Source organism: Psychrobacter sp. DM4 (assembly GCF_051307035.1).
Lineage (GTDB): Bacteria > Pseudomonadota > Gammaproteobacteria > Pseudomonadales > Moraxellaceae > Psychrobacter.
On sequence record NZ_CP195536.1, the window covers coordinates 2040896 to 2066425 of the forward strand.

Genomic DNA, 25530 nt, shown 5'->3' on the forward strand with positions numbered 1-25530 from the left:
GTAAGACTGAGAGCGATACGACCTTTCATATTTTATTAGTACAAATTAGATTTCAAACATAGGGAGTGCGACATGAAACTTGAAGCGACAGCATCTTGCGTTGAACTGATCGAGCTATTAAAGTCCAAGCACGGCAAGCTCATGTTTCACCAATCAGGCGGTTGCTGTGATGGGAGCTCACCGATGTGTTATCCACTTGGCGAGTTCAAGGTTGGCGGTCAAGATATCTTGATCGATGAACTGGCAGGTTGTCCATTTTATATGGGAAAGGCCCAGCACAAGCTATGGCGACACACGGATCTCACTATTGATGTGGTCGATGGGCGCGGCGCAAGCTTCTCGCTTGAGATACCAGAGGGTAAGCGCTTCATTGTATACTCAGAGATTTGTGCGGTTGAGGACAGTCCTGTCAAATAATCCTTAGTTAACGTTCACCACCCCTCGACATTTTGGAAACTGACTACAACCATAAAACGTTTGACCTTCGCGCGCGCCTTTTTTTGCGACGCGCTTAATCATTTCACTCTGACATCTTGGACAAGTCATTACTTGAGTTGAAATCCTAGGTTCTTCAATTTTATTGGAACTCATTACGGTGGTTACTGGCAGCTCAGTCTTAGTACTTGATTCATTTTTACCTTCAGAGATAATGAATGGTGTCATAAAAATGGCATTTTCACTCGTGAATGGCATCCTCGATGTGTCATCCTGCTCAACTTGACCTGACCACTGAGGGACTTCTCTACTCTTAAGCGTCTCTCGCGCTTTTGGTTTTGACGGTGGTTTGACTTTTAATTGCTTCTCTTCACAAGCTTTGGCTGACTCTGTAATAGAGCTAGAGTCACTCATTTTAGAGCTATCTGTTTTAGGGTTACTCGTACTATGTTTATCTCTTAAATAGGCTTTATGCTGCCGATTGGTTTTCCATGATTTATCAAATCGACTGCTTTGAATTTGCTCAACGATCGACTTAACCTCTGCTTCGGTTAAGAGTATATCTTGCTTTTTTTTCACATAAGACGCCATACCACTAGTCAATACATGCTCAGGTAAGTCATCACGGGTCTTTAATTCACACTCACCGATAAAGGCAATCATCGAATGAAAGTAACGCATATCAAGCTCAAGTAAGTCCGCTAGCGTCTTAATATGTAGATAGTTCTGTCGTAGCGGATTCTGAAACTTATACTTACGCCCGTTTGCAAAGGCTTGCGTCCACTGCCTTTGGTACTTGCTGCCGTATATCCAGCCTTTATAATTTTTGGTCTCTATCACAAAAATGCCATATATAGAGACGATGACATGATCGATTTGGGTACTGCCGCCATTGGTTAGCGGTAGAGTTATGTTATTTAATCGATGATAAGTCTCTTTATCGAGCTTGAGCCACATGGCGACGTTGATGACGGTTTCACCGAGGATACCTTTGAAGCTGGATATGAGGGACATATTCTTATCACTATTTTTAATACGAGAACACGCTCTAGCACTAGACGCTTTAATAAACCTTAATAATACAACATAAGCCAATAAATGAGATATGCTATCGCATTATTTTTGCTATCAAAAACAGCTTTTGGACTATCTGTATGGCTACCTTTACCAGTACGTTATCGAAAACCGCACTCAGTGCCAGTCTCCTACTATCACTGCCTACGATAGCATCAGCAGCACTGCAAAAATGGCAGCTGGATGTGACCAAGACCACTGTAGATTTTGAGGTGGCATACTTAGGAGTGGGTACAGTTGACGGTCAGTTTCATAAGATGAGCGGCGTCATTGACTACGATGCAAAGAACCCGACTAGAACGACTATTAACTTAACGGTAAACACTGATAGTATTGATGCTGGTGGCAACTTGCGCAACGCTTTTTTACGTCGTAAAGAGCTGCTCAATAGCGCTCAGTATCCGACAATGAGATTTGTGTCCAAAAAGGTCACTATGATCAACAGCAAAGAAGCCAATGTCACGGGTAATTTTACGGTGTTGGGGCAAACCAAACCTTTGACCGTCAAGGTGGTGCTATCGGACGTCACCAATGATTCGGTAACGCGCCAGCCTGTTATTAACTTCAAGGCTACAGGTATCATTAATCGATATACTTACGGCGTGACGGCCTTTCCCAAAGTCGTTGGCAATATGATACCGCTTGAGATATCAGGTCAGCTGGTTGCGGCGAACTAAAAATAAGCAGATCTAAAAAAGAGTGGCTAGGATATTATCCTAGTCACTCTTTTTGGTTTAAGAATAAGACGTTTTATGGCTCAAAAAGACAGAAGATAAAAAGACTAGCCTCTAGATCTGAATGCTTTAACAGTGGGAAAATATGCGTGGCATGGCTCGGTTTTCTTTAATGGTTTCGCTCGGCACTTCACTCAAGCATAGCTTTCGTCTTGCACTCGGGCAGATAAGCTTAGTAAACCTTAAAACGCTAACCTTCCATAGTTTTTAGTACTGCCACGGTTGGTCTTGTTCGATACCCGCTTTGTCTATTTTATTTCTTCTTTTTTGAATCTTGGTATCTATTTTCTCCTGCTTTTTTAGCGCCTTTTGGTTAATATCGTCTATCATTAGCTGAATCTTCTTATCAACTTTATCCTGTTCTTTTTGACGCAGCTTATCTACATTAGCTAACTCTTTTTGACGACCCTTATCTATTTTATCTTGCTCTTTTTGACGCTTCAGATTCAGCTTGCTGAGCTTTTTTTTAGCCTTCTTACTCAATGTAATATCATCTTTCGCTTGTTTGTTGACTGATTTATCCGACATGATAACTCTCCTTCTTTATGTTGTATAAGATATCTAGATACTTGATGGTAAGTCAGTATGCCTGTCTAATCAACGTATCAGCACAAAACGGGTACACGTATTTAAACTCTTTCTAGATCAGCAAATTAGACATAACACTAGTATCGGTTCACTATAGAACATCGAATTAAGATAGTTTAGAACCAAAAAACAGTCAATATTAATTAATTCGCGACGCTTTTAAGAGAATAGCGGCGACTACTACCAAAAGTTAGATTATTCAAAAATCTAAAGAATCAAAAATGTCCTGAGGATTTGAGATATTTGCAATGGTCGCGTAGGGTGCGCCCTACTTATAAATTCTAAGCTAGTTTAATGAACGATAGGTGGGTCAACTTGCCTACCTCGTTTATTTTTACTTTGATAAGCGCGGCGTTGTTTGGTTATCTCATAAAGTACAATGCCAGTTGAAGTGGCTAAATTTAGACTTTCAATCATGCCGTACATCTCAATCTGTACACAGGCTGAGCTGTTTGCAATAGCAAGATCACTAATACCGCGAGATTCATTGCCGAACCAAACTGCAAGGCGCTTTTGTGTATAGTTTCCATCTTGCAATAACACGTTATTTTGCCCTTTTATGTGCGGTGACGTCACTATAGAAGTAAAACGATAGTTTTCTAAATGTTTTAAGCAGTCTTCAGTGCTACGAAATACTTTGATAAAACTCCATTTAACAGCTGATACCGATGGTTTGAGTAGTGATTTGCGCTCTCTCATAACTTCCCAGTTATCAGGGAATAGTTGACGACTATCCACCACATAAAGCGTCCCTACACCCAATGCGTTGATATTACGAATAACGGTTGCTAAATTCTTCGAATCATTGGGCTCTTCTAGAACAACAATCAAGTTTTTGCACTGAAAGTCTTTAATGGCATCGGCACGTTGACGTATGGTTGATTTTTGAGTAGTCATATTTTTATACTTAATGGATTTGAATAATTTACTATAAAATAGTAGGACAGGCAGATTACGCTCACTGAACAGAATACGATATTTGCCGTAGGTTGGTGTTAGACTTTTCAAATTCTCGTAGAGAATAAAGGCTAGGCGTAATCCACCTATTTAAATCTTATTATTTTAATATTGGTGGGTTACGCTATCTTTTATTGTAATGCTTATCAAACTCTTTCAGAATGTTTGCATTGTAAAAAACTTTTTGGCCTGAGTTGGGGTTCCTAGGGTTCATTAACCTTATATGTGTGAAACGCTTATCGCCTTCAAAGCTTTTGCGTAATCCATGATATTTATCATTCATTTTAAAATCAATATATCTCTTTGACAGTCGTTTACTTAAAACATCGTAATCCCAAGGGTATCTTCCAATAATATCTTCCTCAGTTAAAATAACTTTCAACGCATTCTCGTCATTCGAATATTGAACAGGAACACTTGAATCACTTTTGACTTTTTGAAAATTTAAATCGATATTAAGACTTAAATTGTAATCACCGACATCTACATTGTCATACTTTTCTTCAATATCTTTAATATAGTTCAAAACGTTTTTTTCATTAGCATTTAATATAATACCCGGAGCTTTATCGAAAGCTCTAAAAAAAGATAACGGCATTAAGTAGAAGTTATAATTTGATAACATGTCCCCAAACCATAAAGAAACTAGGTGTAAGTAGTTTTGTATCGAAGCGCTTCCCAGCTGTTGAACCTTCAACGATAAAAGTAAATCATCGTTGACAAAATGAATAGAATTATCCCTAATTTCAGTTAATGTTAAAATATTATCATTGATAGCCTTATCAATTTTGACACCATACTCTTCAGTTATAATTTTGTAAGCTTGTTGCAAACTAACTGACATAGGGTTTCCAGAACGATTTTTCTTTGGAGTTGATCTCTGAGCTTTTTTACCACTTTTTAAAGTTTTATGTTCTTTAACATACAAAGATGAAAGTTTATTACTTGATAAATTAAGTACCTTAGCCTTTAGTAAAAGTTCCCACGAATTTATACATAAGACAGAAAAAGTTTCTTCTCGATATTTAAAGTCAGGTTTATTGTATATTTCGATAGCTGATAACATAGCTGATATAGATTTCTCTAACATTAATTTATAGCGAGATTTCATTTTTTATTCCTATTAGCACGTAAGGTGAGCTTGAAGCACCGATGTAACTAAAATTTAGTTCAGCTCAATCTACCATACAATAGTCGTCTTGTGGTACTGTTTAGCCCTGATTGTAGCGGTTATCCTGATGCAGGCGATGGCGTTGCGGACTGTGGCTGGAGGTGGTCGCTCAAATGATGGAACGCGTTCAGACACGTAGTCCGCACGCCATTGACGAAGCAGATAATAGCGTAGAGCAGGATTAGCTCCAAAACCGACACACCAACCATAAAAAAAGAGCCACCAGAATTATTCAGCAGCTCTTCTCCATCTGATATTATGAACTCAACTATAAATCATAGCTAAGATCTGGGCTAAAGCCACAGCCTATAAATCAGATCAAACTATTCACCGCATCAACCACAGCTTCAGTCGTGATACCAAACTCTTTATACAGATCGCTAGCAGGTGCCGACTCGCCATAAGTGGTCATGCCGATGACCTTGCCATCGAGGCCAACGAACTTATACCAGTAATCTACGTGCGCGGCTTCTACTGCGACGCGAGCGCGGATATTGGCAGGCAATACAGATTCACGATAATCAACATCTTGCTCCATAAAGATTTCAGCACATGGCATAGAGACCACACGGACGCCAACGCCATTGCTACTCAAAGTCTCGTATGCTTGCATCGCAAGGCCAACTTCTGAGCCAGTCGCGATAATGATAGCGGTTAGCGCGCCTTGCTCTTTCGCTAAGACATAACCCCCTTTAACGATGTTAGCCACTTGCTCAGTATCACGCGCTTGATGTGGCAAGCTTTGACGGCTAAAGATGAGCGCAGATGGATTGTTTGCTGATTTAAGTGCTTCTACCCAAGCCGTAGCAGATTCGGTCGTATCACACGGACGCCATGTACGCAAGTTTGGCGTGGTACGCAAGCTAGTCAATTGCTCAACGGGCTGATGCGTTGGACCATCTTCACCCAGACCGATAGAGTCATGCGTATAGACATGGATGATGCGCTGCTTCATCAATGCGCCCATGCGTACTGCGTTACGCGCATATTCCATAAACATGAGGAACGTTGCCACGTAAGGGATAAAGCCGCCATGTAGCGCAATACCATTGGCAATCGCCGTCATACCGAACTCGCGCACCCCGTAGTAGATGTAGTTACCATCGCTATCGGTATCTAAGCCTTTCGCGCCTTTAAATAGCGTTAGGTTTGAGCCAGCGAGATCCGCTGAACCGCCCATGAGCTCTGGCAATAATGGCTGCAAAGTATTAATAGCATTTTGGCTGGCTTTACGGCTGGCTACATTGTCGCCCTGCTCTTGCGTTTGCTGGATATAAGCTTGCGCTTGACTATCAAAATCCGCTGGTAATTCGCCATTTAAGCGACGTAGTAGCTCGCTTGCGAGTTCTGGATAAGCTTTTTTATACGCTGCAAAATTAGCATCCCAATTCTTTTGCATGACATCGCCTTTGGCTTTGCCATCCCATGCTTCGTAGATTTCATCATCTAACTCAAACGGTGCGTGTTTCCATGACAGCGCATCGCGAGTCAAAACGATTTCATCATCCCCAAGTGGCGCACCATGGCTAGCCGCTAGACCTTGCTTGTTCGGACTACCCGCGCCGATAGTGGTTTTGCAAATAATGAGACTTGGTTTGGTAGTTTCTTTGATGGCTTGCTCAGTCGCTTGCGTAATCGCATCAGTATCATGACCGTCAACTTTGATGACTTGCCAGCCATAGGCTTCAAAGCGCATTTGTGTATCATCAGTGAACCACCCCTCAACATTACCATCGATAGAGATACCGTTATCATCATAGTAGAACACTAGCTTGCCGAGCGCTAGCGTGCCCGCTAATGAGCACACTTCATGGCTGATACCTTCCATCAAGCAGCCATCGCCTAAGAATGCATAGGTATGATGATCGACGATATTATGACCGTCACGGTTGAACTGCGCAGCTAGTGTCTTCTCCGCAATAGCAAAGCCTACCGCATTAGCAATACCTTGCCCTAGTGGACCTGTCGTGGTCTCAATACCTGGCGTATAGCCAAGCTCTGGATGACCTGGGGTCTTTGAATGCAATTGACGAAAGCCTTTTAGATCATCAACGCTGACGTCGTAGCCTGATAAATGCAGCAGTGAGTAAATGAGCATCGAGCCATGACCATTTGATAATACAAAGCGGTCACGATTGTGCCAGCTTGGATCAGCAGGATTGTGCTTTAAAAATTTGCGCCATAATACTTCGGCGATATCCGCCATACCCATTGGTGCGCCTGGATGCCCAGAGTTGGCTTTTTGTACTGCGTCAAACGACAACACTCGTATGGCATTGGCAAGTTTACGTTCGTTAATGGGAGTGGGCATAGCGTGTCCTAATATTCGAATGAGGAGTATGGAGGATAAGAGGGAAACAAATAAAAATAAGCTATAAATTTTAGACGCAATGTTAACATAATACGCATAAGCCACGCCAAAAAATGACGTGGCTTATGCGTTTGTATTTAATAATGACTCATATTGATTTTGCTAACTGTCTTTGGGTTTGTATGCTGGGTAGTACTTAAGCCGATATAACCTCAGCCCCGCCCATAAACAGACGCAGCACTTCTGGAATCGTAATAGTGCCATCAGCGTTTTGATGATTTTCCATGACGGCGAGCAGCGTGCGACCGACTGCCAAACCCGAACCATTTAAAGTATGCGCCAAACTGGTCTGCTTGCCATCTTTGACGCGCGTGCCCATACGGCGTGCTTGGAAGTCACCGCAGTTAGAGCAGCTAGAGATTTCGCGATAGGTCTCTTGGCTCGGTAACCAGACTTCGATGTCATAGGTCTTTTGTGCGCTAAAACCCATATCGCCTGTACACAACCGAACGGTACGGTATGGTAAATTAAGCTGCTGCAAGATATCTTCTGCTTGTCCTGTCATCGCCTCTAGTAGCTCATCGGATTGATCGCTCGTCGTGATATTGACCATCTCGACCTTTTCAAACTGATGCTGACGAATCAGACCGCGAGTGTCACGACCGTGTGAACCTGCTTCACTACGAAAACATGGCGTATGCGCGGTGAACTTAAGCGGCAGCTCCTTGATATCCAAACGCTCACCGCGTACCAAATTAGTCATTGGCACCTCAGCGGTTGGAATCAGATAAAAGTCGGTGTCATCGTTGTTGGTGTGATTGGTAAGCTTGAATAGATCATCTTTAAACTTTGGCAGCTGACCGGTACCCATCAAGCTCTCACTATTGACGATATAAGGCACATACGTCTCAGTATAGCCATATTTTATCGTATGGGTGTTGAGCATGAACTGAATTAAGGCGCGATGCATCTGTGCCAGCTGACCTGTGAGCACACTAAACCGACTGCCAGTAATCCTAGTTGCAGCTTCAAAATCGAGCATACCAAGTGTTTCACCGATATAGGTATGATCTTGTATCTCAAAGTCAAAGGCGCGAGGCGTACCCCATCGGCGCACTTCGACATTGTCATCTTCTGACGCACCGACTGGCACGTCTGGCGCTGGGATATTTGGTATTTGTAGAGCCGCTTGAGTGATGCGTTCTTGTAAAGTGCGTAGCTCGTCCTCTGCGGTCTTGATCTCACCGCTGACACTTTGCATCTGGGCAAGTAATTCGCTAGCGTCTTCGCCTGATTTTTTTAGCGTGCCCACTTGCTTGGCACCAGCATTACGGCGCGATTGCAACTCTTCTGTCTTGACCTGTAGTAATTTACGCTCGCTTTCAATAGCTTGCCAGAATTCTATATCGAGCGCATAACCACGCGTGGTCAACTGCTGTTGTAAGTCGCTTAAATCACCGCGTAAGAGTTTTGGATCTATCATAATAAGTGCCTGTACCGCTAAAGAGGATAAAAGAGTGACGCTACGTAGGTGTACCCTAAGACAGAGGCTATGATACCAAGACCTAGCTGATTTGACCACGGTTTCGGCTATCGTTTTGGGTCATTGATGGCTTGTCTATTTCTTTTGGGAGCGCTTTTCGGTAAGATAAGCGCATATCTTCACGCCCCTCTTAGCCAAGCATCATCGAAACTGGTGGTATTATCTACTCTGTTGACGCTTTGCTCTAATGACTTAAACCTGACGCTTTTACTATAAGTATTTGAGAAACTTTTATGGCCTTGTACCCCTATACGCTACAACCTATCGCCTTGAACATGACCGAGGCTGAATTCCATGAAGCCCAGTACGAGCTATTTGCTAGTGCTAGCCCCTCTTTTGGTCTCTCAAGTTTTAAGACAAAAGAATGGATCATCATGGCGGTGGTAGTGATATTAGCACTGGCAGGACTGGTGTTCTTAACAGGCTATTCGACGATTATCTTTTGGCTTATGTTGGTATCAGTTGTCATCTATATGCTAGTGCGTACGCTTGGCTTTAAGTGGTACGTCAAAAAGCAGTTTGACAAACAAGTTGCCGAACAAGAAATGCCAGATGAGATGCGTCAGATGAAGCTTGGCGTACAAAAGCATGGCTTAGTTATGGCAATGCCCGTCAATCAGCCTGATCTGATGCAAAATCCGCAGATGCGTGGTATGCAGATGCGTGCAGGTTCTACCCAGCAAGCAGTGATTCCGTGGAGCGCTATCAAAAGCTGGGATGAGACGGATGACTATCTCATTATGATGTTTGAGGTAAAGGGTCAACAAGGAAGCCAAATTATACCTAAGCGTCTGAAGGCACAGAAGTTCCCTATCGATACCGTACGCCAGCATTTGACAGAAGTCGTTCCTATTCGTGGTTTGCAAACTGAGAACATACAACCGCCGAAATAAACAGCGTGTTCTCACAATTGATATAAGATGATCGTTTTGCAAAACATATCGTCTACGTGAGTTTATTTAATTTAACTTATCGATATTTACTTGTTATAGTAGTGGTCACTAAGAAGTCAATTGAATATCTCTCGAGTGCACACATGAACCCACACTCAACTACAAGGGTAATATTATGAGTAACACGAATAGTAGCACCAATCAGATCGGTCTAGAAAAAGCAGATATGAGCGAAGTGATTGCCAAATTAAATAGCTTGTTATCTAGTTATCATATGTTCTATATCAATGTCCGTGGTTATCATTGGAACGTCAAAGGCGAGCACTTCTTTACTTTGCATCCCCAGTTCGAAGAGCTGTATACAAATCTACAGGTCGAGATTGATGAAATCGCTGAACGTATCTTAACGCTAGGGGGTACGCCGTTGCATGCCTACAGCGACTTTGCTCAGCACACTAGTATCTCTGAAGATAAAAATGTCAAAGACGGCAATACTTGTGTAAAGGGTGTGGTATTAGGTTTACAAACGCTTATTGAAGAGCAGCGTGACGTATCAGCACTAGCCGCTCAAGCTGATGACCAAGGTTCAGCTGACCTAGTTGACGAGTACGTACAACAGCAAGAAAAGCTAATTTGGATGTACAACGCTTTTTTGGCTCAATAAGTCCTTTATACCTAAGAGCTAAATTGTAACTCATAAAAAAGCACCTAACGTTAGGTGCTTTTTTATGTCTAGAGGTTTTCGTTTACTGCTGTATCCACTGACGCATTTTTTCACGTTCGCTAGGCGTCGCTTGCAGCCACACCTGCATAAAGCTATCTAGGGTGTTTGATTGACTTGTATTAGCTACTGGATTAACAGTCGGATTGATGGCTGGAATAGCCGTATATGTCGTCGCAGCGACTGCGCTTGTATTAGTATTGGCGTTGTTACGGCTCGCCACAACAGGAGCTGAAGACGACTGACCTATCGCAGCTATCGCTCGCTGATTTTGCAACTCTGCGTCACCACTACCACCAAAGACGCCGCCCAGTGCTTTGCCTATCCCTGAAAACATGCCGCCCTGATTGCCACCCATGCTTTGCTGGCTTGCGACGATAGTATTATTTTGTTGTATCGCAAGCGTAGGACGCTCAGCGTATTCTTTTGCAGCTTCATAGTTTTCAGGCTGATTTGGCATAGTCAGACGATACGTTTGGTTATCGGCTAAATTGGCTGTAATACTGACATTGCCCGAGCGCAGATAGTCGTGCTCATCACGGGGTAATTTATACAGTCGATCGTATTTAGCAGTAACGGCATGCTGACCTGGCTGTAGTGTGAACGACTTGATAGGTGGCTGAAATATACTCTGCTTAACCTCTTGTCCGTTGATGGCGGTGACCTTGATATTGTCATCAACCAGCAACGTAACTTCTGCTTGCGCGAGCATAGGTACTGAGCTTACGCTTATAAGCAAAGTGCCTACCGCTATCTTTTTGAGTGAAGCTGTTGAGAGAGTCATAATATATCCTATAGAGGTTTTAAAGTATGAGATGCTATCTTTTTAACTTTAATAGCTATTATTACCATAAATAGTATTGCCATAAAATCATAAGATCTAAATTAGAAATCTAGCGGCATGGTGTGCTGATCTTGGTGAGCACCGTGATTGTCTGTCTGTGTTTCTTGGTTGATATCAGCAAGTTCGGCAGCTAGCGTCTGCTCATCGATAGTCCGTAGTGCATCGCTAATAACCGCCTTCGATATGTTGCTACGTCCAAGGTTTGAGAACATAGGCTGTATGTAAACCAAGACCTCCATCAGCGCACCGATACGATGTGGTCCTTCGCTTAACAAGTGATGTAGTATGCGCTCATCAAATTGCCAGCCTCGGCGACGCAGAATAGATTGTAGTAGTGCCTGTCGATCCGCGACATTTTGTCCGTCTGGAACTTTAAAGGTTGGTGCTTGTGCTAAACGCGTAAGTAAATCTTTGAGCTCAAACGGCAGCTCGCTTGCAGGTTTATTGGCTGCAAATAGTAGCTGACGTTGTCCTTCACGGCTACGGTTGATCAGATGAAACAAAGCCTCTTGCCATGGCTTGCTTTGCTCAATTACCTCAAGATCATCGATAGCAATAACCTCAAAGTTCTCTAATGAGGATAATACGTTGACATCAGTATGAATTAACTCATTAAGAGACAGACAAATTGCAGACTTATCCATTTCGATAAATGATTCACAAATAGCAGAGAGTAGATGCGATTTACCTGTAGCAGGACTACCAAATAGATACAGCTGTCCGATCAGACCGACATGCAACTGCCGTACCGCATCGATAATTGACATCCACCCTGGACCTGAGAAGTCGCTTAGGCTCGCATCGTGCTTGATGTCTAGATTGAGACTTAGCTGTGATTGGGCCATTGATTACCAACTTGAGTTTGCGCTATGTGAAAATGAAAACTTGCGCCAAATGTTTAGTGGTCTTATCCGCTTTAGGCGTCACATCCTTGTCTGCCATAGATAAATTGGAATACGGTTAGTGATATTTTGACTGTAAGTTTAATCCTTTAACTGACGTCACTAGAGTTTATAAAAGCTACTGCGACTATATATACCATATTTGCAAAATGACTGACAAGTCCTTTCACTTTAATAACACTATCTACTGCTACGACGTCAGTCTATTTTTTTTCAAATAATTCTAATTGCTTACGACCTCTATAAAAATCAGTCGTTAGATAATGGCTATAGAGATGACGGAATAAGACATTGAGAACCGCTGATACTGGTAGCGCAATCAGCATACCAACAAAGCCCAAGATACTCGCTCCTGCCAATACCGAAAAGATCACCCATAAGGGAGACAGACCGATCTTATCCCCTAATAATAACGGCTGTAGTACGTAACCCTCGACGGCCTGTCCTACCAAAAACGCACCTGCGATCATAGATAAGTAAAACCAGTCAAACCCAAACTGAAACAGACCTGCGATGATAGCTGCAATAAAACCCAAACCAAAACCTAAGTAAGGCACAAAGCTTGCCACGCCAGCTATCATACCAATAGTGAGTCCAAGCTCAAGCCCAATCAGCTGTAGTTGCACCGCATATACTATACCCAGGAGTACCATAACGAGCAGCTGTCCCTTTACGAACTCCATAAGCGCACGATCGCACTCTTGAGCGATGCTAATGACCTTTTTACTATAGGCAGCTGGTATCGCCATCTTCCAGCCATGCAAACGCTTGTCCCAGTTAAACAAAAAGTAAAAGGTCAAAATAGGCACGAGTACAATCAAGCCTGCACTATTTACAAAGCTCATGCTTGAAGCAAGAATTTGGCTCATCCAAGTACTGGCATCAGAGATATTATAGTGCGTCTGCATGTACTCGACCAAAGTATCAGAGAATCCGTTCACCTCTAAAGCGGGCATAACGATACTGGTATTGACCGTAAACCAGTCTCGCACCGTATCATTGTACCAGCTTAGGATCTTGGGTAGATACTCCCAAGCAGATTGCAACTGATACCAAAGCGTAGGCACAAGCCACCACAGCAGCACGATCATACTTGTCGTAATCGCAGTGTAGACGACGATAATCGCAATCCAACGTCTGATATACCTTGATAGCCTTTTGACCAGTGGATTAAACAAATAGGCCAATATAAAGGCGACCAAAAAAGGAATAATCACAGGCGTTAGCAGATACAGAAGTATCAATGACACCACAATTATGGTAACTAGGAATAAACGCCGAAAAAAAGGATCTATAGGCTGAGTAATCATTGATCGTAATCCTACCATTAGGCTTGTATGAGTGATGACTATTATGAGTGATAATTATGCGTACTTAGAATAATTCAAAAGTTGTGCTTAGCTGATTTAATATCACACATTATTGCAGACTCTGCTAAAAAAGGAGTCTTTTTTTGTGTTTTGACACTATATTTAAGGATAATAGCGATCATAAGCCCAAAAGTCGTAAGTTGTTTTGCGAGTGCTTGCTATTTTTGGGTATAATGCGCGCACTATCCTCAAACTTTTAATCCTAACTTTTACTATCTATTTAACTGTGAGATGACCATGAGTGACAAGACTTCTTTAAGCTACAAAGATGCTGGCGTTGATATCGATGCTGGCGATGCGTTGGTTCAGCGAATCAAATCAGTAGCAAAAGCGACCACTCGTCCTGAGGTGGTTGGTGGTCTTGGCGGCTTTGGTGCACTGTGCCGTATCCCTACCGGTTATACCTCACCACTACTGGTCTCTGGCACTGATGGCGTCGGCACCAAACTCAAGCTCGCTTTACAGTTAGACCGTCATGACACTATCGGTATCGATTTGGTCGCTATGTGCGTCAACGATCTGCTTGTGTGCGGCGCAGAGCCTTTGTTCTTTTTAGATTATTACGCGACAGGCAAGCTTGATGTCGATGTAGCGGCGACTGTGGTGACTGGTATCGGTGAGGGTTGCACGCTTGCCAACTGCGCGCTTATCGGTGGCGAGACTGCTGAGATGCCAGGTATGTATCAAGACGACGATTACGATCTCGCAGGATTCTGTGTCGGCGTTGTCGAAGAGGCGGAGGTTATCACTGGTGAGAACGTCAGCGAGGGCGATGTGTTAATCGCTCTTGGATCAAGCGGCGCACACTCAAACGGCTACTCACTCGTACGCAAAGTCATTGAAGTGAGCGGTATCGACGTAACTACTAGCGATAAGCAACTAGATGGTCAGTGCATTCAAGACGCGCTCATGGCACCGACTCGTATCTATGTCAAAGCGATTAAAGCATTACAAGATACTCTTGGTAGCTCAGCTCTTCATGCCATGTCACATATCACAGGTGGCGGTTTGACTGATAATTTGCCACGTGTACTGCCAGATGACCTTGCCGCTAGCATAGATACGAGTAGCTGGCAGTTCTCAGAGCTGTTCACTTGGTTACAGACTGAGGGCAATATTGAGCAAAGTGAGATGTATCGCACCTTCAACTGCGGCGTTGGCTTCGTTATTGTCGTACCAGCAGACAAAGCACAAGCGGCAATCGATACGCTCAATGATGCGGGCGAAACCGCTTGGCAGTTGGGCGAGATGGTTAAGCGTGGCTCTGACAACAGTGCGGAAGCTGTGGTGTATTGTTAATGTTAAACGACACTATACAGATAGTGCCAGACGACTCGTCAAAGCCATTGCGCATTGTGGTTTTGGTGTCAGGCAGTGGTAGCAACTTGCAAGTCCTAATAGATACGATGCAATCAGGTGCATTACCGATTGAGATAGTTGGCGTTATTAGTAACCGCGCGGATGCTTATGCTATTACGCGCGCCAAAGACGCTAACATTCCAGTGGCTGTTTTATCGCACATCACCAATGGTAAACGTATGGGTATCAAAACTTTTGAGCGTCATGCCAGTACCCAACTCGCAGCGTGGCAACCTGACCTCATTGTACTCGCTGGATTTATGCGAGTATTGAGTAGCGATTTTATTAATAATGCACCAGCACCGATGATTAACCTGCATCCTTCTTTATTGCCTGCTTACAAAGGTCTGAATACGCATCAGCGCGTCATTCAAGCAGGCGAGCATCATCATGGTTGTAGCATACATCTTGTCACCGCTGAGCTCGATGCAGGTACGGTTTTGACCCAAGCAATGCTAAAAGTTGTTCCAAATGAGACCGCAGATAGCTTAAAAACACGCGTACAAAAACTGGAGCATCAACTGCTACCTTGGACGATTTTGCTATTAGCTAAAGGAATACTCGTCATCGAAAATACCTTATCGACGAAATATCATAATTCTCTACCTACCCTGCCCTTAACACTGTTCATAGATAAATAGAAACTGCGCTTATCGCAAAGTAAAGTGTAGATGAATAATCAAAAAAAGCACAGTCACTCAATATATGAATGACTGGGCTTTATTTTATCTAACCGTAAATCGTTTTAAAACTTAAAAACGGTTTTAGCTGTTATGAACGTGGACACCTTTGATATTGACAAACTCTTTGATACCAAAGCCACCATGCTCGCGACCATGACCTGAATTTTTTACTCCGCCAAAAGGTAGTGCTGGATTGGCAAGACCATAGCCGTTGATGTAGACCATACCCGTATCAAACTGCTCATTGGCTAAACGAATCGCTTTGTCTTCGTCTTTTGAGAATATCGCACCGCCCAGACCATATCGGCTGTCATTGGCAATGCGTAAAGCATCATCTTGATCTTTAGCTCGTATCAATGCAGCTACTGGACCAAATAGTTCGTCATCATAAGCAGGCTGACCTTTTTGAACATTCTCTAAGATAGTTGCAGGATAGTAGCTACTTTTGCCTTCTGGTAATTTACCACCGACAGAGATAGTAGCGCCTTTACTTACGCTCTCTTCTACTTGCTTGTGCAGTTTTTCTTGCAAGTCTTTGCGCGCTAGTGGTCCAAGATCAGAGCTGTCACTCATTGGGTCACCAGATTTTTTGCTAGCGAACTCTTCAACAATACGGTTACGGAACTCATCATACAAGCTATCAACGACAATAAAGCGTTTCGCAGCAACACAAGTTTCGCCGTTGTTAATTAAACGCGCCAGAGTACAGGTCTGTACCGCAAGCTCTAGGTCTGCATCTTCTAGGACGATAAAAGCATCGTTTGAACCTAGCTCCAATACCGCCTTTTTGATAGCCTTTGCAGCTTGTTGACCGACAATGCTACCTGCGCCGTCACTACCAGTCAGAGTCACGCCTCGTACTTTGTCGTGAGAGATGAGCTCTTCTGACTGATCATGATCGATTAGGATCGTACGGAACAAATCATTAGGTAGGTCGGACTCATGGAGTATTTTTTCAATAAGTAAGCCTGAGCCTGTGACGTTGGCTGCGTGCTTAAGTAGAACGCTGTTGCCTGCCATTAGATTGGCTATGGTATAACGAAATACCTGATAAGCTGGAAAGTTCCAAGGCTGCATACCGTAGATGACACCAATAGGCTGGTAAGTCACAATACCTTTTTTGAGGCCTTCTATGTCACGTTCATCATCAGCGAGTGCGGCCACACCTTTCTCTGCGGTATAGTCACAGATTGCTTTACACAGATCAACTTCTTGTAGACTTTGACTATAAAGTTTGCCGCGCTCTTCAGTCATAAGGCGAGATAACTCTTCTTTATACTTGATCAGCGTTTCACCGATTGAGCTAATAACCTTTGCACGTTCTTCATGACTAACCGTGCGCCACTCTAAGAACGCTTTATGTGAGTCTTCGACGATTTTGTTCACTTCATCGTGGCTCATATAATTATAATCTTTGATATCTTCGCCCGTCGCTGGGTTTACAGTAGTAATATCTGCCATAATTCTGTGTCCTTATAGTTGTATTTAATTCTGCTTGATCGTTGTCTTCTCAATATTAAATCTTATTAGTATTAGGCATCTTGTTGATACCAAGTGCTTGTTAATACCAGATGATAGTAACAGAGAATTTAGTTTTTAATTTTACAAGATATAAAGATATGTGCAGGATGTGTTAACGATGTAACTGCTTTATAAAGACAAATTTAACGAGAGATATTTTGTAAAATCGCAACTAAAAACCAGCAATTATCATGCTGGTTCATAAAAAATTTATCATTCTCATAAACTTAAAATAGTTTGTTGATTACTGGAATATCTTGACTTTGGCTCTCTTCGTCAGCAACGACCTGACGCGCGACATGCATGATTAATTGACGGAGCCAGCGATGCGCAGGATGGTGTTGCAATAGCGGCGACCATGCCATAGTCAACTCGAACTCAGGAATAAAGAATGGGGGATCTTCCATCATAATGCTGTCGTTATTTGCTTGCATACGTGCGACGCGAGTAGGCAGCGTTGCTATCAGATCTTTATTGGCAGCGAGCATCGCTGGCATCTGATAATGACGAGTGAACACGCTGATTTGGCGTTTTTGACCCAAGCGCTGCAATGCCTGATCGATTGAGCCAAGACCGCCTGACTTCTCAGGGTTGACTCCGAATCCTACGCCCATACCTGTTTTAGATACCCAAACATGCTGAGCTTTTAGGTAGTTTTTGAGATTGAAGCGGTTAGCATAGGGACTTTCTGACGATAAAAGGCAGCTAAAGGTATCACGCCAGACCAATACTTGATGAAAGCTTTGTGGTATCTCATTGAAGCGGTTAATCGCTAAATCTACCCGCCCCTGCTCCATATCGCGATAAGAGACATCTGATGGCGTCAAAAAGTCTAAGATCACATTAGGTGCTTCAGAGCGTAAAGCTTTAACCAGTCTAGGCACCAAAGTTGCCTCGGCATAATCAGAGGTCATAATACGAAAAACGCGTGAGGTGCTATAGGGCCGAAATTCGGTGCGAGGTTCTAATACTTGGGTAAGATCAGCGAGTATTTCACGTATCCGCGGTTGTAGTTCCAATGCACGCTCCGTCGGCGTCATCCCTTCTGAGGAGCGTACCAAGAGTGGATCGTTAAATAACTTACGCAAACGGCGCAATATATTACTCATGGCAGGCTGTGTGATACCTAGCTGCTCTGCTGCCCGCGTCACATTTTTTTCTCTTAGCAGCACATCTAGATGTACTAATAAATTTAAATCGACCCTTTGCAAATTCATACGTCTGTCTCTTTGCTCTAAATTTAGCACTACTCAAGTATAGTCACATTGTGATTTGCTAACTGCTTATCTTAGCGATAATGGATATTATTGATTCAAATATATATGTTGATACAAAATCGATATCAATCATCTTTCTTAACTACATGATTTTATTATACTATAGCTAAAATAAATACCCAAGATAACGGTCATAAATTAGATAAATCTTGGTAATATGTCTATAGTGAATGCCATTAAAGGCTCAAAGTATACAGCATAAGTGTGCTTCAGATGCCTTTAAAGTAAGGTTGTCACAGTGATGCCACTCTTTATGCTTTGTTAGAGCGTAACCTTTTAAGCATCAGCACTCGCTATTCATAATACCGAGCGAATAGTGTATTTTGTAGTAGTTAATCTACTATTATCGCTAACAGGTATTTCAGTATAAACTTATCACTATGCTATTAGAGTTTGTTATTATCGAGCACCAATTATAATTCTTTTCTATTTTTTGCGCGTTCATCACTGAATGCATAAAAAATCGTTTAGATAAATACACAGGTTCGATAATAAAAGGTTTAATACAACCGTTACTTTTTAGAATTATTTTTTTGCAAGTTTTTACACCCCACCAAGGAGACTATAGATGTCAACTAACTATAAATCAGCAATTGATCTAGTACGTGAACTCAAGCAGAAGCACGGCAACTGGCAGAATATCAGCGAGACTGACGCAGCTCGTATGATGGTACAGAACCGTTTCAAAACAGGTTTAGATATCGCTAAGTATACCGCTGACATTATGCGTCAGGACATGGAAGACTACGACAACGATACGTCTCAGTACACGCAGTCTCTAGGCGCATGGCATGGTTTTGTCGCTCAACAAACTATGTATGCTAAGAAAAAGTATTTTGGTACAACCTCAAAAACTTACATCTACCTATCAGGTTGGATGGTAGCAGCCCTTCGTTCTGAGTTTGGTCCTCTACCTGACCAATCTATGCACGAAAAAACTTCAGTACCTAAGCTTATCGAAGAGATCTACACGTTCCTTCGCCAAGCAGACGCTAAAGTATTGAACGATTACTTCCGTGAGCTAAATGCTGCTGAAGAAGCGGGTCAAGACACTAAAGCTATCGAAGAGAAGATTGCTAACTTTGACTCTCACGTTGTGCCAATCATTGCTGATATCGATGCAGGTTTCGGTAATGAAGAAGCGACTTACTTGCTCACTAAGCAAATGATTGAAGCGGGTGCTTGTGCTATTCAGATCGAAAACCAAGTATCTGACGCCAAGCAATGTGGTCACCAAGCGGGTAAAGTAACCGTACCGCACGAAGACTTCATCTCTAAGCTAAACGCTATTCGCTATGCATTTTTAGAATTGGGTGTCGAAAACGGTATCATCGTTGCTCGTACCGATTCTGAAGGCGCATCACTGACGCAAAAAATTCCAGTATCAGATGAGCCAGGCGATCTAGCTTCTAAATACATCGACTTCATCGAGATGGAAGAAGTGACGCTAGAGAATGCTAAAGAAAACGATAGCTTACTCAAGCATAACGGCAAACTAGTACGCCCTGTTCGTCTAGCGAACGGTTTATATCAGTTCCGTGAAGACACTAACATTGACCGTGTTGTCCTTGATTGTGTGACTGCTTTACAAAACGGTGCTGATCTATTGTGGATAGAGACGCCAACACCAAACGTTGAACACATCAAAATGATGGTTGATCGTATTAAAGAAGAAGAGCCAAAAGCGAAGCTTGTTTATAATAACAGCCCATCGTTCAACTGGACGCTCAACTTCCGTAAGCAAGTTATCGCTCAGTGGGAAACCGAAGGCAAAGACATCTCAAGCTATAATAAAGATGACTTGATGAGTGCTGATTATGATGGTACTGATCTTGATAAAGCAGCAGATGAAGCGGCTAAGAACTTCCAAAAAGACGCGTCACGTGAAGCGGGTGTCTTCCATCATCTAATCACCTTGCCAACTTATCACACCACAGCGCTTAGCGTGCATGAATTAGCTAAAGGCTACTTCGGTGAAGAAGGCATGCTTGCTTATGCAGCTGGCGTACAACGTAAAGAGATCCGCGAAGGCATCTCATGTGTTAAGCACCAAGCAATGGCAGGATCTGATCTTGGTGATGATCATAAAGAGATCTTCTCAGGTGACAATGCTCTAAAAGCTGGTGGTGGCAAAAACACTATGAACCAGTTCGGCTAGACTCTAAACTCTAGACGCTAAGTCTTAGACATGGAGTCTCAACAAATAGAACTCCAAATACTAAGCTAAATGTCTAAAATAAAAAGCCGCCCTACATTATATGTAGGGCGGCTTTTTTTGTGGGCTAAATAATTTGGCACTAACAAAAGCTTTTCATGAAGTGCTTTTTGCAAATGCTACGTCTAGCAAAACTATATAAGCTTGTCGTCTTTATCGTTACGATTTTTAGGCTCGTTCTTATTCATAATGATATCTTTATTTTCCTCTTCAAACCATTCTTTGCGTTTGGTAGCGCTCACAATGGGTCTGTGTCCAAAAATCTTGCGGTATAGCGCTTTGATAAGCCTATAGATAAGATAAAAGACACTAGCGAGAACCACTAGCCACCATAGCTGAATAATACCTAGGGCGACAGCTCGCAGCATCTCCCAGCCCTCTTTAAAGGCTTGCTGTACTTGCTCACCAAAGCTTGGTTGCTCAGCATCTACGAGCACCTCTAGGTTTTGGGTTATTTCATTATAACTAATATCAGGCTGTGCAAAGGTCAGATTGATAGTACTGTATTTGACTTTATCTTCAATGTCCATGCGCTCAAGCTGCGCAAGCTCTTGCTGACGCCGAGCTGCATAGGTCGCGGTGATAGCATCTACATTGCTACTTTGATCCTTGTCATCATCGCTATTAAGACGCTGTTGACCCAGCTCCTGCGCCATATCGTTATTGAGCTGACCTGCCAGCTGCTCACGATAGATATCTAGAGTAACGTCTTGCGCGCTAAACTGATGCTCGTTTAAAAAGACCACTTGCTGCTGAACTTGATCCAAGAATGTGGTGACATTCACGCGAGGTACGCGAACGATCATCTCTGCCTGACGATAGTAAGTCGTTATAGTAATGTTTTTATCGCCTTGCACAAAGCTACGACTGTCCTGCGGGTTATTACTAATATCGCTAAGTGCCACATAACCGCCCTGCTGGCGCGTCAGACTCTCAATCGCATTGCTACTTTTGATTACGTCTTTCACCTTGAAGTTGGCACTAGCGGTGACCAAAAGCTTCTTGCCTGCGATCTGAATGTCTGCGGTTTGACTGCCTAATGTCTGCTCACTAGTATTCGATAAATTATCAACCTCCAACACGTTAGATGAGCTATTGTCTAACGTTTGGGGTTCGGCGGCCTGCTCAGTCGACTGAATAGACTCCATCTGTGCGCCACTCTCATATTCAGACGATGAGTCGCAACCGCTTATCAGCGCAAATGATCCTAATAGCAATAAACTATAAACGTGTTTTGCTTTAAATACTTTTATTGTAAGAGAGGTCTTCGTAAGATCTTTACTATCTGTAGATTCTTCTAGAGGGACATAAATCATTATAAGATTACTTTTGTTGAATGAATTGAATAAATTATAACGAATATTGCTCAGAAGTATACCCTTATAGCACAAGCGAATTAATGTCAAAATTTTACTTGTCATCGTCTAGTAGCTCTCATACGATGGCGACAACATAAGCTGTATGGAATAAGAGAATGCAAGAGATAGAATTGAAATTTTTGATACCGCAATCACGCCTAAAAGGTCTGGTACATCAAACCGAGGTTCAGTCCTCAAAAAAAACACCTCTAGCCGCCTATTACTTTGACACGCCCGAGCAAATATTAGCCAAGGCAGGTATTGGTCTACGTATTCGACGTGAAGGTGAAAGCTGGGTTCAAACCATCAAGGCAGGTGGCGATGGCATTGCAGCGCGAGTAGAGCATAATGCGCCATTGGCTAAAGAGCAAGTTCAGCTTATGCTAGCGGCAGACGCTCTATTGCCAGATTTGACCTTGTATCAAGGCACATCGATTGAGCCTTTGTTAGCCAACTTTGATCTCAAAAAACTAAGCAAAAAACTGATTGGTCAGTACGTCACTGATGTGATGCGTACGACGCGTCTGCTAGAAGCTACAGATAATGATCATACTGATAACAAGAATATTATCGAGCTTGCTTATGATAGTGGTGAGATTATTAGTGGCAGCAAAAATCGCTGTCCTATTCAAGAGATTGAGTTTGAGCTACTATCAGGAGAGTTAGCGTTTTTGTTTGCGACAACCAAAACATGGTGCAAACGTCACAAGCTGTGCTTATCGACGGTAACCAAAGCAGAGCGTGGCGGGTTACTGTTAACAGGACAAGCACATAGCCCAGCAGCTAAAGCTAATTTTAGACATTTTAATATTGACAAGAGTACTAGTATGCCTGCGTTTGTACGCGCCGCAGTTCACAACTGCCTGCTACAAATATTGCCCAGCAGTAGCGCTATCGTAGCAGGTAGCATGGATGATGAGCATGTTTTACAACTACGTATTGGCATTCGTCGTTTGCGCGCAGTCCTAAAAGCATTTAAAAAATACTCAGAATACATCAATCCTGAATGGCTACCCATCCTTAAGCAGACGCAAAATCTGCTTGGGGATTATCACGATTTAACGCAGTTGACCTCTCATATAGAGCCTGAGCTGGTCGCGCAAGGTGCTCCACAGGTGGACTGGGAGACAGAAACCAATAAGATCAAGATAACCCCTATCGATACGGTGCGCGCCAATGACTTCCAGCTGACTTTGCTTGAGCTGATTGAGTTTACGATGAGTGATGCTAGTATCGAATCAAGAGCAAATAAACCTGCAATTGATAAACTACCAAAAACCCTCTATAAGTATCACACTAAGTTACTAAAAGTAGAGCAGGACCCAAGATTGGACACTACTGAGGATGAGACACTACATAGGGTACGTCGCCGTATAAAAGATCTACTTTACATAAGCGAATTTGCAGCGTCTTTGTATTCAAAAAAGAAAAGTAAGCGCTGGCTAAAGCATCTGATAAAAGCGCAAAAAGCATCAGGACGGTATCGCAATCACCGTCAGTATCAACAGCGCTATCAGGACAAATCAGCGATAGATAGTCAAGCGCTGTATGGTGCTGGCTGGTTCGCCGCCAAACTAGTCAAAGATAATAAACGTTGTGACAAGCGTCTATCTAAGGTTCGAAACCAAGCGACGTTTTGGTAAATTTATTCAATCCTAAAAGAGACAGCTCTATATCTATGAGCTGTCTCTTTATTTTTATTTAACATTGTTAACTTTCTACGATCGTTACTGGTGTACCCTCTTGTACTAGCTCAAATAGCTCGATGATCTCATCGTTACGCATTCGAATACAGCCGTGAGAATAAGGCGCTCCCATAGGCTCGCTATCAGGTGTTCCATGAATGTAGATATAACGATCGAAAGTATCGCAGCCGCCTTGATCATTGCATCCTTTGTTAATACCTTCCTCAAGACCACTTAGCCATAAAATACGGCTGAGTATCCAATCACGTTTGGGAAACTGAGCGCCAAGACTTGCGTTATAAATTTCGCCCGTTGGTACACGACCGATGAATACCGCGTGACTAGGCTCATTACCGCCTATTTTTTGAGCGATGATGTGCTGACCAAGCGGGGTACAACCGCTGTCTTGTCGGCTACCTATCCCGTTCTTGCCAGTAGAAATCGCATACTGCTTGATAATAGCGTCATTACTATACAAGGCTAACGTCTGCGTTCTTATAGTGATTAAAAGGCTCGTAACTCTTTTGTTAGTCATCGTTATGATCCAATAGGGTAAAGGTATCGCTTAGGTATAGTGTAGTGAGTCAACTACTAAAGTGAGTGATAGGCAACAAAATCTATGCCAAGGGATTGTATCAGGCTCTCTAGCACCGTAATATGGTTGTACATTTTTGATGCTAGCAGATTATGACGACTATTTCACCGACCAGCGTGTCGATGTATGATTTTCTATATCAAGATACTCAGCCCATAGTCCCCTTACTAGCTGACACAGCGGCGTTATCTTTATCACAGGCACGCCTCGCTACTACAGCAAGCTTACAAGCTATTGTCAGCGCTTTGCTCGCCTATCATCAGCGTCATAATGGTCAGGCCGTTAATAAAAAACTGTTTGGACGCAGTGCAATTAAAGAGCTTCGTCAATATAACTCTATGAACTTTGAAACAATCAAAGCGACACTCTATCATCGTCATGATATCGCTGACGCTATCTTTTTGGATAATGCAACTATCGAAAAAGCTTGTACAACTATCGCTACTCAAATTGATAGCACGAACATAAAGGTCAATACTTTATTGACTTCACTTTGCGCCCTCGTTGTACGCGAACTGGCTATCTTAACAGAATACAGTCAATTGGATAGCGAGGAGCTAGATAAATGGTTTGCGTTGCAGCCTCAGTTTTTGACAGCGGCGCGTTTTAATCAAATAGACAATACTGAAAACAATAAAAACAGCGTACCAGTAGATTCGACACTATTAAATTCGCAGGTTAGCAAGGCGAGCGGAAACTTGCGATCGATACCACCGTTCAATACCTATTGGTATCAAATATCAGGTTTTGATAGTACTCAGATAACGCCAGTACAAGATATGCAGCAAGCGACCTCCAATTATCTCAAAGCCATTGGGCGCTCAGCTGAAAACACTCAGCGTGATCAGCATGATGACATGCTTATGTTTGAGCCTATGCCCGCCATTGCGCTACCGCACCAGCGCTGGTTATTGCAACTGGCAAAAATCTCTGATATTTATTTGAGTCGCAACCGTTTACGTATCACATCGGAGCCTATAAGTGCCCCTACGCCGCCGTTTGTGAGCTTGGCATTGCTAGGTGGTCATGAGGGTGGTGCAACTGCCACGACTAAAGAGAAGTCTACTCGATTCGATAAACCATACCCACTTTGGAAAAACCCCGTTATTTGGATTACCCTTTTAGTCATTGCTATCCTTGGCGCTCTAGCCATGATTAAATATCAGGCAAAGCAATCTGCGCTAAATACGAGTACCTCTAAAGCAGTTACAATAAAAAATAAAGCTAACGTCATACAACAAGAAGTGGCTATCGTAGAAGTTAATAAAGACGCTGATCATTAAGTCCACTGTAC

Annotated in this window: 22 protein-coding genes; 9 read left to right on the plus strand and 13 right to left on the minus strand. The window is 42.8% G+C overall.

All coding sequences use genetic code 11. The annotated features are described in order from the left end of the window. Window positions 1-72 precede the first annotated feature (72 nt). Window positions 73-417 carry a DUF779 domain-containing protein gene (locus ACR64G_RS08655; RefSeq protein WP_435978902.1) on the plus strand — a complete coding sequence of 115 codons (345 nt, stop codon included), beginning with the start codon at window positions 73-75 and terminating at the stop codon, window positions 415-417. A gap of 3 nt (window positions 418-420) precedes the next feature. On the opposite strand, the gene ACR64G_RS08660 is transcribed toward ACR64G_RS08655, so the two are convergent. Continuing rightward, window positions 421-1449, minus strand: coding sequence for an NERD domain-containing protein (locus ACR64G_RS08660; RefSeq protein ID WP_435978903.1), 1029 nt, complete (start codon window positions 1447-1449; stop codon window positions 421-423). A 140-nt stretch (window positions 1450-1589) separates the two neighbouring features. Here ACR64G_RS08660 and ACR64G_RS08665 point away from each other — a divergent pair, with 140 nt between their 5' ends. Beyond that, window positions 1590-2186, plus strand: a complete 597-nt coding sequence (locus ACR64G_RS08665) for a YceI family protein (RefSeq protein ID WP_435978904.1) — start codon at window positions 1590-1592, stop codon at window positions 2184-2186. A gap of 264 nt (window positions 2187-2450) precedes the next feature. Here the strand turns inward: ACR64G_RS08665 and ACR64G_RS08670 are convergent, their stop codons facing one another. The 5 genes from ACR64G_RS08670 to serS form a co-directional block, all read right to left on the minus strand. Then, window positions 2451-2771, minus strand: coding sequence for a hypothetical protein (locus ACR64G_RS08670; RefSeq protein ID WP_435978905.1), 321 nt, complete (start codon window positions 2769-2771; stop codon window positions 2451-2453). Window positions 2772-3122: 351 nt separating this feature from the next. After that, window positions 3123-3728 (minus strand): TrmH family RNA methyltransferase, encoded by a 606-nt coding sequence (locus tag ACR64G_RS08675; RefSeq protein ID WP_435978906.1) that lies wholly within the window; start codon window positions 3726-3728, stop codon window positions 3123-3125. Between the two features lie 184 nt (window positions 3729-3912). Continuing rightward, complete coding sequence (locus tag ACR64G_RS08680; RefSeq protein ID WP_435978907.1) at window positions 3913-4899, minus strand: DUF3644 domain-containing protein; 987 nt, start codon at window positions 4897-4899, stop codon at window positions 3913-3915. Between the two features lie 373 nt (window positions 4900-5272). Then, entirely contained in the window at window positions 5273-7270 is a 1998-nt protein-coding gene (gene tkt, locus ACR64G_RS08685) for a transketolase (protein ID WP_435978908.1), read from the minus strand. A gap of 196 nt (window positions 7271-7466) precedes the next feature. Continuing rightward, a complete protein-coding gene (gene serS / locus ACR64G_RS08690) occupies window positions 7467-8753 on the minus strand; it encodes a serine--tRNA ligase (RefSeq protein WP_435978909.1) in 1287 nt (428 codons plus the stop codon). A 293-nt stretch (window positions 8754-9046) separates the two neighbouring features. Between serS and ACR64G_RS08695 the strand changes: the two genes are divergently transcribed. Next, on the plus strand, window positions 9047-9706 hold the full coding sequence (locus ACR64G_RS08695; RefSeq protein ID WP_435978910.1) for a YcxB family protein: 660 nt from the start codon (window positions 9047-9049) through the stop codon (window positions 9704-9706). 175 nt (window positions 9707-9881) lie between these two features. Beyond that, window positions 9882-10370, plus strand: coding sequence for a Dps family protein (locus ACR64G_RS08700; protein WP_435978911.1), 489 nt, complete (start codon window positions 9882-9884; stop codon window positions 10368-10370). Window positions 10371-10452: 82 nt separating this feature from the next. On the opposite strand, the gene ACR64G_RS08705 is transcribed toward ACR64G_RS08700, so the two are convergent. The 3 genes from ACR64G_RS08705 to ACR64G_RS08715 all read right to left on the minus strand — a co-directional run bounded on the left by ACR64G_RS08705 (window position 10453) and on the right by ACR64G_RS08715 (window position 13483). Then, window positions 10453-11139 (minus strand): DUF2057 family protein, encoded by a 687-nt coding sequence (locus tag ACR64G_RS08705; RefSeq protein WP_435980691.1) that lies wholly within the window; start codon window positions 11137-11139, stop codon window positions 10453-10455. Between the two features lie 173 nt (window positions 11140-11312). Beyond that, entirely contained in the window at window positions 11313-12116 is an 804-nt protein-coding gene (gene hda / locus ACR64G_RS08710; protein ID WP_435978912.1) for a DnaA regulatory inactivator Hda, read from the minus strand. A 260-nt stretch (window positions 12117-12376) separates the two neighbouring features. Then, on the minus strand, window positions 12377-13483 hold the full coding sequence (locus tag ACR64G_RS08715) for an AI-2E family transporter (protein WP_435978913.1): 1107 nt from the start codon (window positions 13481-13483) through the stop codon (window positions 12377-12379). A 297-nt stretch (window positions 13484-13780) separates the two neighbouring features. Between ACR64G_RS08715 and purM the strand changes: the two genes are divergently transcribed. Both purM and purN read left to right on the plus strand, forming a co-directional pair. After that, window positions 13781-14842, plus strand: a complete 1062-nt coding sequence (gene purM, locus ACR64G_RS08720; protein ID WP_435978914.1) for a phosphoribosylformylglycinamidine cyclo-ligase — start codon at window positions 13781-13783, stop codon at window positions 14840-14842. After that, window positions 14842-15543: a phosphoribosylglycinamide formyltransferase gene (gene purN / locus ACR64G_RS08725; RefSeq protein WP_435978915.1), complete on the plus strand. Its 702-nt coding sequence runs from the start codon at window positions 14842-14844 to the stop codon at window positions 15541-15543. Before purM ends, purN begins: the two co-directional genes overlap by 1 nt. 123 nt (window positions 15544-15666) lie before the next feature. On the opposite strand, the gene ACR64G_RS08730 is transcribed toward purN, so the two are convergent. Both ACR64G_RS08730 and ACR64G_RS08735 read right to left on the minus strand, forming a co-directional pair. Then, window positions 15667-17046, minus strand: coding sequence for an NAD-dependent succinate-semialdehyde dehydrogenase (locus tag ACR64G_RS08730; protein WP_435978916.1), 1380 nt, complete (start codon window positions 17044-17046; stop codon window positions 15667-15669). Window positions 17047-17333: 287 nt separating this feature from the next. Next, on the minus strand, window positions 17334-18323 hold the full coding sequence (locus ACR64G_RS08735) for a LysR family transcriptional regulator (protein WP_435978917.1): 990 nt from the start codon (window positions 18321-18323) through the stop codon (window positions 17334-17336). A 628-nt stretch (window positions 18324-18951) separates the two neighbouring features. On the opposite strand from ACR64G_RS08735, the gene ACR64G_RS08740 reads away from it, so the two are divergent. Further along, window positions 18952-20541 (plus strand): isocitrate lyase, encoded by a 1590-nt coding sequence (locus ACR64G_RS08740; protein ID WP_435978918.1) that lies wholly within the window; start codon window positions 18952-18954, stop codon window positions 20539-20541. A gap of 191 nt (window positions 20542-20732) precedes the next feature. On the opposite strand, the gene ACR64G_RS08745 is transcribed toward ACR64G_RS08740, so the two are convergent. Further along, window positions 20733-21914, minus strand: a complete 1182-nt coding sequence (locus ACR64G_RS08745) for a DUF4349 domain-containing protein (protein WP_435978919.1) — start codon at window positions 21912-21914, stop codon at window positions 20733-20735. A 158-nt stretch (window positions 21915-22072) separates the two neighbouring features. Here ACR64G_RS08745 and ACR64G_RS08750 point away from each other — a divergent pair, with 158 nt between their 5' ends. Continuing rightward, window positions 22073-23599, plus strand: coding sequence for a CHAD domain-containing protein (locus tag ACR64G_RS08750; protein ID WP_435978920.1), 1527 nt, complete (start codon window positions 22073-22075; stop codon window positions 23597-23599). A 67-nt stretch (window positions 23600-23666) separates the two neighbouring features. On the opposite strand, the gene ACR64G_RS08755 is transcribed toward ACR64G_RS08750, so the two are convergent. Continuing rightward, window positions 23667-24176 (minus strand): L,D-transpeptidase family protein, encoded by a 510-nt coding sequence (locus tag ACR64G_RS08755; RefSeq protein ID WP_435978921.1) that lies wholly within the window; start codon window positions 24174-24176, stop codon window positions 23667-23669. Between the two features lie 152 nt (window positions 24177-24328). Here ACR64G_RS08755 and ACR64G_RS08760 point away from each other — a divergent pair, with 152 nt between their 5' ends. Then, a complete protein-coding gene (locus tag ACR64G_RS08760; RefSeq protein ID WP_435978922.1) occupies window positions 24329-25519 on the plus strand; it encodes a hypothetical protein in 1191 nt (396 codons plus the stop codon). Window positions 25520-25530 lie beyond the last annotated feature (11 nt).